The organism is Ohtaekwangia sp. (assembly GCF_036786105.1).
Lineage (GTDB): Bacteria > Bacteroidota > Bacteroidia > Cytophagales > Cyclobacteriaceae > Ohtaekwangia.
This window is the reverse complement of the sequence record NZ_DAIQRQ010000006.1, coordinates 39,985-54,329: the sequence shown is the minus strand read 5'-3', so window position 1 is coordinate 54,329 and position 14,345 is coordinate 39,985. Positions and strand designations below refer to the sequence as shown.

The following is a 14,345-nucleotide window of genomic DNA, read 5'->3' as shown; positions in this document are numbered from 1 at the left end:
ATTCGTGTAAAACAAAAAAGCTCAGCACCAGCTGAGCTTTTTACTTTATACTTTCTGCTTTGAGCTTAAAGCTTTCTGCTTATATACCGATGATCAACTTCTGCCCGGGCTGGAGTTTGGTGTCTCCGAGGTTGTTCATGGTTTTGATCTTTTCTACCGTAAGGCCTTCAAACATACGGGAGATGTGCCAAAGTGTATCGCCAGGTTGCACAGTATAAGTTTTTGAATCCGGTACCGGCGTAGGCGATGTAGTTTTAGCGGATGCATATACAGGAGTTGCTGCTGATGAGGAGCGACTACCGCGCTGCCATATATTAAGGCGCTGCCCAACGCGAATAGTGTTGCTGCGCATGTTATTCCATTTCTTCAGATCATTGACACGTACACCATGACGCATAGCGATCGCGCCGAGCACATCGCCACTACGCACTTTGTATACAATACGATCGCGTCCGTAGGTGCTGCCTTCCGTGTTTTTGGCGAGGGCCATCAATTCGTTCTTGCCAATTTTAGAAGCCGAGTCGAGAATGTCTGCACGGTTGGCCAGCAACAATTCTTTCGATTCCTTGGGAATATAGAGAACATAAGGCTTGTTGGTTTGAGGAAGCGCGTTATGTTGAATGGATGGATTAAGGCGCTGCAGATCTTCGAGACATGCATTAGTTAAATTGGCAAATGTTTCGAAGTGCAGGTAATTCTTCACGTGAATTGTATCTGACGTAACGAGCATCTCTTCGCCTTCATCATAGAAGTTATGTTCGTCCAGATAATTCATAGCATAGGTTATGGCTACAAACTGCGGTACATACGAGCGGGTTTCACGTGGCAGGTGAGAATATATCTCCCAGAATGAATGCTTGTAGCCCGATTTACGAATAGCACGTTTTACGTTGCCTGGTCCGGTGTTATAGGCGGCCAGTGCAAGCTCCCAGTCATTGAACATGTTGTGCAGGTCGCGCAGATAGCGGCATGCTGATTCGGTCGATTTCTCCGGGTCCATACGTTCGTCCAGGAACCAGTCGTTATGCAAACCGTAATATTTACCGGTTGCCGACATGAATTGCCAGAGACCAACGGCACGTGCACGAGATACCGCGCGTGGGTTGAGTCCGGATTCAATGATGGACAAATATTTCAATTCATCCGGCAGTCCATACTTCTTCAGGTATTTCTCGAAGATCGGAAAGTACAGGTTCTTTCTGCGCATGATCATCTTGGTGTACTCACGGTCTTTTACCGTAAAGTAGTTGATGAAAGCATGAATGCGGTCATTGTAGTGAAGTGGTATATTTTTCTCGATACATGTGAGGCGATCCTGGATAATGGCCGGATCATCATCGCCGGGTATATATTCCAGTTCGGTTGGCAGCGCGAAATATATAAAATCGGCTGTATCTTCCTTGTACAGCATTTCTTCTTCTGCTGTCGCTATTTCGAGAGAATCCACCACCACCGAGTCAGGCTGAATCTTCGTAACCTGACTATAGGTATAAGTTGAAAAAGTGATGAAGGCTGCAAAGAGAAAATTTCTTCTCATGTCAGTTCATGTTTAGTAGTGCGTTTGAAAAATGTAAAAGTTTCGATTCTTCAAAATCATCCGCAATAAGTTGCAGTCCGATGGGCAATCCCTGGTTATCCTTTCCGCAGGGCACAGCAATGGCTGGTACACCCGCCACATTAGCCTGAACGGAAAAAAGATCTGCCAAGTACATTTCAAGCGGATTATCGGTATGCTCTCCTAACTTGAACGCTGTAGTAGGAGTAATTGGCATCACGATAAAATCGTATTGCTTGAATATTTCTTTCGTTTTCTCACGGATAATGCGTCTTACCTTTTGTGCTTTGGTATAGTACGCATCGTAATAGCTTGCGCTGAGTACGAATGTTCCGAGGAGAATTCTTCGTTGAACTTCTTTTCCAAAACCTTCGGAGCGGCTCTTTTTATAAAGCGAGCTCAGGTCTGATACATTCTTGCTGCGGTAGCCGTAACGCACGCCATCGTAGCGGGAAAGATTTGAGCTGGCTTCCGCAGTTGCCAGAATATAGTAGGTTGGCAACACGTATTCCTGTAACGGAAAGTCGATCACTTCTACTGTGTGACCGGCAGCTTTAATCTGATCCAGTTTTGTTTTGATGGCATCGCGTATTTCAGGTTGCAATCCTTCCGAAGAATCGATTTCCCGGATGTAGGCAACTTTATACGACTTGCCATTGGTCTGCGTCAATGCCTGCGAATATGACGGAACCGGTATGCGCGATACCGTACTATCCGCTTCATCTGCTCCGGCAATAACTTCCAATACCAGTGCCACGTCTTCAACAGACTTTCCAAAAATCCCAATGCAGTCGAACGAAGAGCCATAGGCAACCAGTCCGAAGCGGGATATACGCGAATAGGTAGGCTTCAATCCCACCAGTCCACAGAAAGCTGCCGGCTGACGTACCGAACCACCGGTATCAGAACCAAGTGACACCTGGCACATATTGGCCTGAACGGCAACAGCCGAACCGCCTGATGAGCCACCGGGTACGCGGGTGTTATCGGCATCGTTTAGTACCGGGCCGAATGCAGAGTTCTCATTGGATGACCCCATGGCAAACTCATCGCAGTTCTGGCGACCAATAATGATGGCATCTTCGTCCAGCAAACGCTGAACAGCGGTTGCATTAAACTGCGAGATGAAGCCATCGAGCACACGACTGCTGGCTTGCAGCGGATGATCCTGATATGCAAGCACATCTTTTAATCCAACAACGAGGCCGGCTAATTTTCCTGCTTTACCTTCCTTGATTTTTTTATCGACTGCGACTGCACGATCGAGCGCTTCTTTCTCATATACGCTTAAAAATGCGTTGAGATGTGCCTTCTTCCCGATGTTGTCGAGGTGATATTGTACAAGCTGCTGACAGGTAATGGTGCCCAGCTGCAGATCGTGCTGTATTTCGCGAAATGTAGCGTACGTTTTCAACACTATTTACCGTCTTCAATTTTGCCAGTAGAACCAGCGTCCTCAACTTCTTTCTTAACGTCTTTTACAGCGTCTTTAAATTCTTTCACGCCTTTGCCAAGACCTCTCATGAATTCAGGTATTTTCTTGGCGCCGAAAAATACGAGCACGAAAAGACCAATGAGAAGAATTTCCTGGAAACCAACCCCACTGAGAAACAATAATGTAGCGTTCATGGCTTTATAATTTAGTCGAATGACAAAAGTAGGGCAAAAAACGGTAGGATCAAACGCAGCCCTGCCGATGGTTTAGGTGAGGTTTACGTGCAAAAATCGCGATTTATGTTCGTCAGCCGCTATTCCTCCTGATTCATGGTTTAGCCATGCAGAAATATCTCTGCATGCAGCGCATAGAAGATAAATCTAATGGAGATTTAATTGAGAAATTCTGCCGTAAACAGATGTATGTAAACTGTAGTACAGCAGAATTGCATGTCTGTTGAATGAAGCACAGGGGAATGTTAAAAAGTACATACAAAAAGCACATTGATGATTTTCATGGTAACTTCTATCATCCGATGCTTTTCCTCATGGCTACAACGGTAGCTCTACCCGACATGGTCCTCACATATTCTTCAGCCACACTTGCGGATCAAGCGCGGTAGTATTCTTGAATATCTGAAAGCGTAATTCAGAAACACCGTCTGCATTGGAAAATACTTTCCCGATCTCCTGGTTGGTGGAAACTTTTTGGCCGGAGCGGACAAACACCTCTTTTAATCCGGCATATACCGTGAGATAATCTCCGTGTTTAATAATAACCGTGTTGCCCATGGTTTGAATAAATGCAACGCGACTTACCTCACCATCGAAGATGCTCTTCACTTTTTCATCTTCTTTCGTCTGGATGTTTACCCCGTTGTTGTTAATGATAATGCCTTTCAAGACAGGGTGATTCTGCCGGCCGAACTTCTGCGACACAAAGCCGGAAGACACCGGCCACGGAAATTTATTCTTATTCTGCTCGAATGATGATGAGAGAGCAACAACAGCTTCGGTTGTTTTCTTGGACGATCGTGCGGCACGTTCTGCTTCTTCACGAATGATATCTTCTATCAACTTGTCAAGTTCAGCAACCGCTTTCTTGCTTGCCTCCAGATCTTTCTTGAGCTTCTTCTCTTCTTTCTCAAGCGATTTTACAATAGTGTTCTGTTGTTTTCGAAGGTTATCGAGGCTTTCGTTTTCTTTCTCTTCTTCGGTAAGCAGGTTGTTCTTTTCGGTTCTTCGTACCTCGATCTCGCGTACCTGTCCGCCCAATGCTTCGGCAACTTTTACGATCTGGTCTGCCTGAAGCTTGCGGGTTTCAGAATACTGGTCCATATACCGCAGGCGCATGATTAACTGATCAAACGACTCTGCCGAAAAAAGAAAGGTGAGGCGAGTAGTGCTGTTGTTGGCCTTCTGTGCTGCAAAGAGCATGGAAGCATACTCTTTCTTTAATTTTCTCAAGTCTTCTTCGAGCGCGCGGATGATGTCATTGTTTTCACCAATCTCAGAATCAAGGATAGATACCTCTCCTTTGATGGAAGTGATCAACTGTTCCTGCTGATGAATGCGTTGCTTTACAGCATTCAATTCCCCAAGGGAGTTTTTCTTTTTGGTAGAGGTTTCTGAAAGTATCTTTTCTGTTTCCCTGATCTTTTCCAGGTTTTGCTGCTTCTCTTTTTGGAGCTGTTCTTTCTGAGCCTGGCTTTTTGATTTTTGAGCTACTGCCGGAAACAAGCCAACTGCTAGTAAAACAAGTACGAAGGTAAATTTACCTGCGTGCATAGCGTTTGGGAATATCGAACGGAAACTTGAGTTTTTTATCACCCACTTCAGCTTTGTTGTACTCAAAGATAATAGTTGTATTCAGTAAGCCACTTACCGCCTGGTAAAACAGGTTAATGGTACCGTTGTATGGAAAGATTTTATCACCCACTGGCTGAAAGTTAGAGTAATTGAGCGTCAGCGTATTGCTTGTGTTCGCCTGCTTCATCTCCACCTTCTCTATCTTTCTGCTGGCTGCATTTATAAAATTGGTAACGTTCACTGAACCTGAATGTTGTTTGAGTATAAATATGGAAGGCTCCTGAACGATGGAGTCAGACTCCTGCCGCTCGTTGATGAGATTACCCAGCAGGGCATCTTGTATAACATTAAAGTTGATGGGAAAATTATAGCGCTTGGATAACTCGGGATATTCAAATACAAAGTATTCTTTGTCTACATTACTGAGAATGGTAATGGAATCTTTGTTGATCAGCGCTTTGCCGCCTTGCACACCCAGCACAGAGAATACCATCCAGATCACGCTGTCTTTGCGCATGCGTATGTTGGCTTTTACTTCGCGTTCTTTGTTGGCATCGCGCAATATCATGCGTGCTTTGCCCTGAAAGTAATCGAAGTCTATTTCTTCAATGGAGAGCGCGGGTTTATTAACAGGTGTGGTTACAAGGGGAGAGGTAATTTTTTTGCTGCATGCCATCGCCAGGATGGATAAGCCCATGAGCAAAAAACAAAGACGTTTATTCATATATCTTCCGGTTCGCAATTTTTTTGTTTAAGATTTCACTATTAGCATTTAGTCCTCTGGCTTTCTCCCATTGTTGCACGGCTCCGTCTACATCGCCCAGCTTAAAAAGAATATCGCCGTAGTGTTCAAAATGTGTAGCCGTTGCCTTGCCTGTGGTAATGGCTCGTTCAATGGCCTTGCGTGCATCTTTATATTTTTCGCGCATGTATAGCACCCATGCGTATGTATCGAGAAACGTAGGGTTATCAGGATTATTTTTGATCAGCAATGCAGCCATCTTTTCAGCCTTCTCCAGGTTGGATTTTCGCAATGCCAAATAGTAGCTATAATTATTCAGTATCGTGTTGTTGTCAGGATTAAAGGCCAGTGCCTCATCGTAAGCCCGGTCTGATTTGTCGTAATCTTTGGTAGCATTATAGGCATCACCCAGCATGCCGTTAATTTCACTCACAATGGTTGGATTGGAAGACGACAGGCGCTTGGCCTGATCGAGCGAAACGATCGCCTCTGCATAATTACGCTTGCGCAGTTGAGCATAACCCAGGAAGTAATGTATCATTGCCTGGTTTGGGAAAACTTCCAGTGCCTGATCGGCATGTTTGATCACATTATCCCATTGATCGGCTTGTGTTTCCAGGTAGAGTAGATTCTCCCACACTTCAAAATTTACATTGCCGAGTTCAATGGCTTTGGAATACTCTTTTTGTGCTTCGCGATTTTTGCCGGAAGATAGATAGAGATCACCTCCTACAATGTGTACGCGTGGATCGGAGCTATAATTTTTTTCAAGCTTCTGAAAGAGCGAGAGCGCAAATGCTTCTGATTCTGCATCGTGTGTGTTTCTTGCCTTTCGTTGCCCAAGCTCGGTGCTATAGGTGCCCAGCATGATAAGCTTACTGGTAAGCTCTACCGAAGGATCGTCAAACAGGCTCAATAACAACGGGCGACTTTTTTCTTCCTGCTGATTTTCGCGGTATAATCCGGCCAGTAACATTTTTGCATTACCGGCTTCCTGGTTCTGGTCTACAAATTTTTCAAGGTATTTAATGGCTTCATTTCGAAGTCCCTTTTGCGAGAGCACTTCGGCAAACCCCATGATGTATCGTTCTTCATCCGGGTATGCGTTGATCAGTTTTTCTCCTTCGGCAATGGCTTCTTTTGTTTTCCCCTGCTCCAGGTAAATGCGTTGCTTCTGAATAGATGAAACATCATTGATACCGAGAACACTTTCTGCACGGTTGTAAACTTTAATGGCCTCGTCTTGCTTGCCGCCATATTGATACTCGGCCGCCAGCTCGTATAGATACTCCTCGCTTCCCTTCACTTCGCGAATAAGCGATTCATATACTTCAGCAGCCTTGTCGAACCGGGTTAATGCATTATAGATATTAGCGGCCAGCAGGTAAAAATATTTGTTTTGCTTTTCGTAGCGCAGCGCGTTCTCGATGCTGTAGGCTGCTTTCTGAAGATCTTCCTGTTTGTTGCTGCGTGAAAGTACTTCGGCTATTTTGTAGTGTACGGTGGCATTATCGGGTGTGATCTCCAGCGTGCGCTGATAATATAGAAGTGCTTTGGCGTAATCTTCCAGTATGAAAAATTTCTCGCCTTCCGTAAAGTAAAACTCTGCCTCTCGCAATTTGATGCCCGAGGCTTGTGCTTCATCCTGTGGTTTCTTTTTCCGTTGGCCATGGCTGGCCAGCGGTGCCAGTAGTATCAAAAACAGCCCGGCATATATAACAATATTGAATTTGCTTGAGATCACGCTATTGTATTGAAGTCACCCACACTTAAGTCAAGCGATGAGCCTTCAAAAATAGCGAAATTCCCTAACATGCTATTATCCAATACCGCCCGGGATACGGTAGCGTCTTTCTGGATGATGGAATTGGTGATGCGGCTGTCAGTGATGCGCGAATTTTCACCCACGGAAACATGCGGCCCGATAACCGAATTTTCGATAACGGCCCCTGCGCCAATATAGCACGGAGGAATTACCACGGCGTTTACGATCTTCGCTTTGTCAGACACAAGCTTCTGATCTTTAATAAATTCCAGGTAGCGGCCGTTGGTTTGTACCGTTACATTTTTATTGCCACAGTCGAGCCATTCGGTTACTTCACCCGTCATCAGCTTTGCTCCGTTCTTGTTCAGTCGCTGCAGCGCAGAGGTAAATTGGTATTCGCCTTTTTCTTTTATGTCATTGTCAATGAGATATTGCATCTCTTTGGCAAGAGCTTCTCCATCTTTAAAGAAATATATACCAATAATGGCGAGGTCTGAAACGAAGGTGGAAGGCTTTTCAACAAGATCGGTAATCTCTTTTTTATCATTCAGTTTTACCACCCCGAATTGAGAAGGATCCTCTACACGTTGCACCCATATAATTCCGTCTTTAGTGGTATCGAGCTTGAACTCTGCTTTGAATAAAGTATCAGCAAAGGCAACGATAATTTTTCCGGTGAAAAGTTCTTTCGCAAAGAGTAATGCATGTGAAATACCGAGTGCTGATTCCTGATAGTATATTTTACCAGTTGCACCTACTTCCTTAGCTATTGCCTTGAGATTTTCTTCTACGTCTTTACCGAAGCCTGGGTGTATAATGAACCCGATGTTTTCTATTTTCTCGGGACAAACTTTAGCAATGTCTTCCACTAAGCGATGCACAATGGGTTTGCCGGCGATAGGTAACAATGGTTTGGGAACCGTAAGTGTGTGCGGACGTAACCGTTTACCTAAGCCTGCCATGGGTATGATGATATTCATAGAGAGGTTGATTGGTTAAAGTTTACCGGCTGCAAATTGATTGCTGATTTTTTTGCGGCAAAATAATCAAAAATCAGCGCAAGACTTGTTTGAAAGATTTTCTTTCGAGTAAAAAAACTGTTAAGATATACAGCACGATAATGAGTGCATGAAAACTGATGGCGATCCATTGATTCTCTATTCTAATAGCGCGAACTATATAAACGACAACGGTTGTAATAAAAATGTATGCCAACCCGGCTATAACGCGATAAGGAATCGGATAATATTTTTGCCCTAATATATAGCACATGGCCATCATCCAGAAGTAACAGATAAAAGTTGCCCAGCTGGATCCCATATATCCTGCAATCGGTATAAGAAAATAGTTGGCAACAATGGTAAGCACGGCACCGCTGATAGTAATGATGGTGCCATAATAGGTTTTATCAGTCAGCTTGTACCACGCTGAAAGATTATAGTACACACCGAGGAACAGATAACCTAACAACAGGATCGGTACTATATCAAGTCCTTCCCAGTAGGCCTGGCGCTTTAAAAAAAGTTTCAACACATCCAGGTTGATGCTGACACACAGCAACAGGAAACAACACACAATGATAAAGTAATGGTTAACCCTGGCAAAAAGCTGTGGCGAATTTTTATCGGCTGCATTGGAGAAGAAGAAGGGCTCGGCAGCATATCGGAATGCCTGGATGGCAAGATTCATAAGGATGGCAAATTTATAGCACGCACCAAAAACACCGAGCGCATATTCTGAGCTTTGGCCAGGATAGAAACCTGCGGGTAACCACCATTCCAGCGTAAGGCGTGAGAACATTTCGTTTGTCATGCCTGCCAGACCCATCAACATAATGGGGTACGCATACTGCGACATGGTAGCAAACATAGTGCGATCGTAGTCAGGCCGCCATTGCAAGAGTGTACGTGCAAAGAGCACAAGATAAAATGCGTTGGCTATAAGGTTAGCCAGTATAACAAATCCCACACCGCGTTCCGGATCAAACGCTATATATAGAAAGTATATATTGAGTCCTACGAGGATAGCGATGTTCATGAGCTTGCCGAAAACAAACTTGAGCGCTTTTTTCTGCAGGCGCAGACGGGCGAAAGGTATAGCAACCAATGAATCTATAAAGAGTATGCATGCCAGCCAGATTACGAAATTCGATTTACCCGGAATGGAGAGAACAGATGCTATAGGATTGGCAAACACAATGAAGATCAGTGTGAGCCCGGCGCTAATGGTTATAACAACCGTTTGTGCAATGTTGAATATCTTTTGTTCGTCCGCACCTTCTTTGTTAGCGAAACGAAAGTATGCTGTTTCCATGCCAAACATGAAAATGATGTTGATCACAGCAGAGTAAGCAAACAGCTTTGTGATAACACCGTATGCGTCTGGTGAAAATACTTGCGTATGCAGGCTAACCAATAAGAAATTAAGAAAACGCGGTACAATACTTCCCAATCCGTAGAGTACTGTTTCTCCTGCTAGTCGCTTTATCTTGCTCATGCTTGTTTGTCGTGCGTTTTATTCTCCGGTAAACGGAGGTATCATAAACGATTAGCGACCTGTAAAATTTGGTTTTCGTTTTTCAATAAATGCAGAAGTTCCTTCTTTGAAATCTTGTGTGGTGGTGCAGGCTGCAAAGAGTTCGGCTTCTGTTGTATAGCCGGCATCTTCAAAGCTATAGCCGGCATTTATACTTTTAATAACATTGGCGATGGCAACCGGACCCTTACTGATTATTTTAGTCAGCATAGCCATGGCCAGTTCCATCAGTTCTGTTTTGGTAGCCACCACGTGATTTACGAGCCCGAGCGACTTAGCCTCCTGTGCGGTGACCATATCGCCGGTCATGATGAGCTCAAGTGCCTTTCCTCTTCCTACTAATTGCGCTAGTCTTTGAGTTCCTCCGTATCCTGGAATTATCCCAAGGTTTACTTCGGGTTGTCCGAATTTTGCATTTTCAGTAGCCAGTCTGATGTGGCACGCCATTGCCAGTTCGCACCCGCCTCCCAGGGCAAAACCGTTGATTGCTGCGATTGTGGGTTTTGATGAATTTTCAAGAGCCTTAAAGAGCTGCTGACCTTTTTGGGAGAGCGTCAAAGCCTCCTCTTTACTCAGCGAGGAAAGCTCTTTTATGTCTGCCCCGGCTACAAAAGATTTCTCGCCATCGCCTGTAATAACAACCCCCTTCACATCACTGTTAAAACTACTATCGTGTATAGCTTTGTGAAGCTCATCCAGAGTTTCAACATTAAGTGCATTCATAGCATCTGGACGCGAGATCGTTATAACCAGAACGCCATTCGTATGATGTGTTTTGATGACGGGCATGACTGTAAAATTTGCTTACAAAAGTGCAATTAATATCGATAGAGATCACAACGTGGATATGAGAAGGTTTTCTGTTTTAACAGGAATAGCATTTTCATCCATGCACATCATCCACCCAGTGGATATAGGCATACTGGGATAACTGGATTGGAAATACGGCACCCACCGAAAAGTATATCAGTGCGAATGTAGTTGTTTAACAACGCCATGACGTTTGCGTCAAGTGCATTTTTTATGAGTTGGGTTTCACAACGATACAATTAACATTAGAGGGCTTCGTGACAAGTTACTGTACTACTTCCACCATTGAATTCCCCACTTCTGTTTGCTTGAAATTTATTCGGTTAAACTCTCATCTACAGCACGTGTAGCGCGTATTTTTAAGCGTTGACTTCATTAATCGATTTTTGTTCCCACGTTGATCCCTCAACTGTTTGAAATTTTTCAAAAATGGAAACTTCTGATGGTATCAATCTGGTATTGATTTTTTCAAAAACAAATTTTTTCCAATTTACGAAATCGTTTCCGATAGGTAGCTATCCGGTTTAAAATGAGGTTTTACACGCCGTTTAAACACGGAATTGCCGAATTTTAACTAATTATGCACCTATAATGTAGTTTTGTAGAAACCATCCATAACCGTAACATGGTAAAAGATTTGTTAAAGGCTTGGTTTGGTAGGTTTCTTGTTAAAACTCACACTGCCCCTCCCAGTTGTACTTATCGATTTAGTATTTAAAACGAGCAAAAAGCTTGAAGGCTATCGCTTTGTCTAAATCGAAAAGAAGAACTGGTAAAAGGATTAACTATTATGAAAACCAGCAAGACACAACAAACTTTATGTTCACGTCATCGTGCTACGATAAGTGTTATTTCGGCTAGATCTATTGCGCTTCTGATGGTTTTTCAGATGCTTGCTTGCTTTGCGTTTGCCCAGGCAACCATGACAAACTCTGGAAACTGGGCAACTGCCGGTAACTGGAGTGGTAACAACATTGGTGATGTTGTTACAGAAACCGTGGATATTAGTAATACCGTAAATCCTACTATAAATAACGGCTCCAGCTATACAGTAGGAAGCACTACACTGAGTAATAACAATACGCTTACTATAAATTCGGGTGGGACGCTAAACATTGGAAATTCAACTACGGCAGCTACGCTTACCACGAACAACAATGCAAACATGGTTATTAACGGAACCCTGATCATCTGGGGTGATGTGAACGTCAATAATAACATTCACTGGAATATTACCGGTACAGTAATAATAAAAGGGAACCTCATTATGTCTAACAATGCCAACATTGTTGTAGCAGCAGGAACCGTAACTGTAAGTGGAAATTTTACCAGCGGCGGCAATACAAACGTAACGGTTAGCTCAGGTGGTGTGGCTATAGGAGGAAACGTTAATGTTGGCACCCACTCGAATCTTTCAGCGTGTGCTTCATGTTTTACCCGCGTTGGTACCTGTACAGGCCCTGCATCCTTTTGCGGCAATACAACCCTTCCCATAAAGCTGGTGGAGTTTGCAGGTGAAGCTGTTGCTGCAGGCAACAACATTCACTGGGTTACATCGATGGAAAGAAACTTCGATTACTTCGAGTTGGAAAGAGCGGATAAAGATCTTGTTTTTGAAACCATCGCGACTATAAAAGGTAAAGGTGGCCTTGACGTAACAACCTCTTACCAATTTGTTGATACAGCTCCACTGGTTGGTAACAACTACTATCGCCTGAAGAGCGTAGATCTGGATGGATCGTTTGAATACTCTGACGTGATTGTCGCGGAATTGACAGGAAACAGTGATGTGAAAATCTATCCGACCCTCGTTTCAGATGGTTCTTTCTCCGTTCAGCTTAGTGACAGTTATAGCAAACCGGTTCGGTTGGAAATGACCGATGCCATGGGCCACCTGGTATATGTTTCAGACCTCACCGAAACTATTTCTACAATTGAATTCCCCACTTCTGTTTTGCCGGGAATTTATCAGGTTAAACTCTCATCTAATCAGCAAGTTGTAGCGCGCATTTTTAAGAAATAAGCGTTACATCATTCATCGGTTTTTGTTCCCACGTTGATCACCCAATTGTTCTAAATTTTCCAAAAATGGAAACTTTTAGTGGTATCAATCTGGTATTTATTTCCAAAAATAAATTTCTTCCAATTTACGAAATCGTTTCCGATAGATAGTTATCAGGTTAAAAATGAGGTTTTATACACCGTTTAAACACTGAAATTGCTTGTTTTTTGCTAACTATGCACCATAATGAGGTTTTTTATAGAATTAGATATAACCTTAAATGTGGTAATACCTTTCCATAGACTTGGTTTGGTAGGTTTCTTGTAAAACTCATACTGCCCATCCAGTTGTACTTATCGATTTGGCATTTAAAAAACGAGCTAAAGGCTTGAAGGCTATCGCTTTGTCTAAATCGAAAAGAAGAACTGGTAAAAGGATTAACTATTATGAAAACCAGCAAGACACAACAAACTTTATGTTCACGTCATCGTGCTACGATAAGTGTTATTTCGGCTAGATCTATTGCGCTTCTGATGGTTTTTCAGATGCTTGCTTGCTTTGCGTTTGCCCAGGCAACCATGACAAACTCTGGAAACTGGGCAACTGCCGGTAACTGGAGTGGTAACAACATTGGTGATGTTGTTACAGAAACCGTGGATATTAGTAATACCGTAAATCCTACTATAAATAACGGCTCCAGCTATACAGTAGGAAGCACTACACTGAGTAATAACAATACGCTTACTATAAATTCGGGTGGGACGCTAAACATTGGAAATTCAACTACGGCAGCTACGCTTACCACGAACAACAATGCAAATATGGTTATCAACGGAACCCTGATCATCTGGGGTAATGTGAACGTTAATAATAACATCAACTGGAATATTACCGGTACAGTAATAATAAAAGGGAGCCTCATTATGTCTAACAATGCCAACATTGTTGTAACAGCAGGAACTGTAACTGTAAATGGAGATTTTACCAGTGGCAACAATACAAACGTAACGGTTAGCTCAGGTGGTGTAGCTGTAGGCGGTAATGTTAATGTGGGTAACGGTTCCAATCTTTCATCGTGTGCTTCATGTTTTACCCGCGGTGGCACCTGTACAGGGCCTGCATCGTTCTGTGGTAATACAACCCTTCCCATAAAGCTGGTGGAGTTTGCAGGTGAAGCTGTTGCTGCAGGCAACAACATTCACTGGGTTACATCGATGGAAAGAAACTTCGATTACTTCGAGTTGGAAAGAGCCGGTAAAGATCTTGTTTTTGAAACCATCGCCACTATAAAAGGGAAAGGTGGCCTGGATATAACAACAGCCTATCAATTTGTTGACACGGCTCCTTTAGTGGGCAACAACTACTATCGCCTGAAGAGCGTAGACTTCGATGGCTCGTATGAGCACTCTGATCTGATCCATGTAGAATGGAACGGATCAACTACGGGTACCATACTATACCCTACCATTGTTAGCAAGTATTTTACAGTTGATCTGAAGGATGAGATTTCTGCACCGGCCAACCTGGTGATGATCGATGCAATTGGCAATACGCTGTACAGCACTCAACTTAGATCATCAGTATCAACAGTGGAAGTACCTGACTATATAAAACCTGGTACATACCTGGTAAAAATAGCGGCTGCTTCCGGGAAGAGAACGATCCGGATATTGAAGAAGTAGTAGCTCGAAAA

11 protein-coding genes are annotated in these 14,345 nt (G+C 43.5%); 2 read left to right on the top strand and 9 right to left on the bottom strand.

The genetic code is table 11. From position 1 onward, the window contains the following. Positions 1-79: 79 nt before the first annotated feature. The 9 genes from V7Q33_RS04815 to V7Q33_RS04775 form a co-directional block, all read right to left on the bottom strand. A complete protein-coding gene (locus V7Q33_RS04815; protein ID WP_331979233.1) occupies positions 80-1,537 on the bottom strand; it encodes a lytic transglycosylase domain-containing protein in 1,458 nt (485 codons plus the stop codon). A 1-nt stretch (position 1,538) separates the two neighbouring features. Then, the gene (gatA, locus tag V7Q33_RS04810) at positions 1,539-2,969 is read right to left on the bottom strand and encodes an Asp-tRNA(Asn)/Glu-tRNA(Gln) amidotransferase subunit GatA (RefSeq protein WP_333819130.1); all 1,431 of its coding nucleotides are present in this window, start codon (positions 2,967-2,969) and stop codon (positions 1,539-1,541) included. Between the two features lie 2 nt (positions 2,970-2,971). Then, the gene (locus V7Q33_RS04805) at positions 2,972-3,184 is read right to left on the bottom strand and encodes a Sec-independent protein translocase subunit TatA/TatB (protein WP_331979231.1); all 213 of its coding nucleotides are present in this window, start codon (positions 3,182-3,184) and stop codon (positions 2,972-2,974) included. Positions 3,185-3,571: 387 nt separating this feature from the next. After that, entirely contained in the window at positions 3,572-4,777 is a 1,206-nt protein-coding gene (locus V7Q33_RS04800; protein ID WP_331979229.1) for a murein hydrolase activator EnvC family protein, read from the bottom strand. Beyond that, entirely contained in the window at positions 4,764-5,522 is a 759-nt protein-coding gene (locus tag V7Q33_RS04795; RefSeq protein WP_331979227.1) for a DUF4292 domain-containing protein, read from the bottom strand. Before V7Q33_RS04795 ends, V7Q33_RS04800 begins: the two co-directional genes overlap by 14 nt. Next, positions 5,515-7,284 carry a tetratricopeptide repeat protein gene (locus tag V7Q33_RS04790; protein WP_331979226.1) on the bottom strand — a complete coding sequence of 590 codons (1,770 nt, stop codon included), beginning with the start codon at positions 7,282-7,284 and terminating at the stop codon, positions 5,515-5,517. Before V7Q33_RS04790 ends, V7Q33_RS04795 begins: the two co-directional genes overlap by 8 nt. Then, the gene (locus tag V7Q33_RS04785; protein WP_331979224.1) at positions 7,281-8,285 is read right to left on the bottom strand and encodes a sugar phosphate nucleotidyltransferase; all 1,005 of its coding nucleotides are present in this window, start codon (positions 8,283-8,285) and stop codon (positions 7,281-7,283) included. The genes V7Q33_RS04790 and V7Q33_RS04785 overlap by 4 nt, the downstream gene beginning before the upstream one ends. A gap of 73 nt (positions 8,286-8,358) precedes the next feature. Beyond that, positions 8,359-9,801 carry a lipopolysaccharide biosynthesis protein gene (locus V7Q33_RS04780; protein WP_331979222.1) on the bottom strand — a complete coding sequence of 481 codons (1,443 nt, stop codon included), beginning with the start codon at positions 9,799-9,801 and terminating at the stop codon, positions 8,359-8,361. 51 nt (positions 9,802-9,852) lie between these two features. Further along, positions 9,853-10,629 (bottom strand): enoyl-CoA hydratase/isomerase family protein, encoded by a 777-nt coding sequence (locus tag V7Q33_RS04775; RefSeq protein WP_333819059.1) that lies wholly within the window; start codon positions 10,627-10,629, stop codon positions 9,853-9,855. 811 nt (positions 10,630-11,440) lie between these two features. On the opposite strand from V7Q33_RS04775, the gene V7Q33_RS04770 reads away from it, so the two are divergent. Beyond that, positions 11,441-12,673 (top strand): hypothetical protein, encoded by a 1,233-nt coding sequence (locus V7Q33_RS04770; RefSeq protein ID WP_333819058.1) that lies wholly within the window; start codon positions 11,441-11,443, stop codon positions 12,671-12,673. Positions 12,674-13,098: 425 nt separating this feature from the next. Next, positions 13,099-14,334 carry a hypothetical protein gene (locus tag V7Q33_RS04765; protein WP_333819057.1) on the top strand — a complete coding sequence of 412 codons (1,236 nt, stop codon included), beginning with the start codon at positions 13,099-13,101 and terminating at the stop codon, positions 14,332-14,334. Positions 14,335-14,345: the final 11 nt, after the last annotated feature.

What these genes read in the sequence shown, in the direction of transcription:
- V7Q33_RS04805 (WP_331979231.1), bottom strand. Translation starts at nt 3,184, where the DNA reads ATGAACGCTACATTATTGTTTCTCAGTGGGGTTGGTTTCCAGGAAATT.
- V7Q33_RS04770 (WP_333819058.1), top strand. Translation starts at nt 11,441, where the DNA reads ATGAAAACCAGCAAGACACAACAAACTTTATGTTCACGTCATCGTGCT.
- V7Q33_RS04795 (WP_331979227.1), bottom strand. Translation starts at nt 5,522, where the DNA reads ATGAATAAACGTCTTTGTTTTTTGCTCATGGGCTTATCCATCCTGGCG.
- V7Q33_RS04780 (WP_331979222.1), bottom strand. Translation starts at nt 9,801, where the DNA reads ATGAGCAAGATAAAGCGACTAGCAGGAGAAACAGTACTCTACGGATTG.
- V7Q33_RS04815 (WP_331979233.1), bottom strand. Translation starts at nt 1,537, where the DNA reads ATGAGAAGAAATTTTCTCTTTGCAGCCTTCATCACTTTTTCAACTTAT.
- V7Q33_RS04785 (WP_331979224.1), bottom strand. Translation starts at nt 8,285, where the DNA reads ATGAATATCATCATACCCATGGCAGGCTTAGGTAAACGGTTACGTCCG.
- V7Q33_RS04800 (WP_331979229.1), bottom strand. Translation starts at nt 4,777, where the DNA reads ATGCACGCAGGTAAATTTACCTTCGTACTTGTTTTACTAGCAGTTGGC.
- V7Q33_RS04765 (WP_333819057.1), top strand. Translation starts at nt 13,099, where the DNA reads ATGAAAACCAGCAAGACACAACAAACTTTATGTTCACGTCATCGTGCT.
- V7Q33_RS04775 (WP_333819059.1), bottom strand. Translation starts at nt 10,629, where the DNA reads ATGCCCGTCATCAAAACACATCATACGAATGGCGTTCTGGTTATAACG.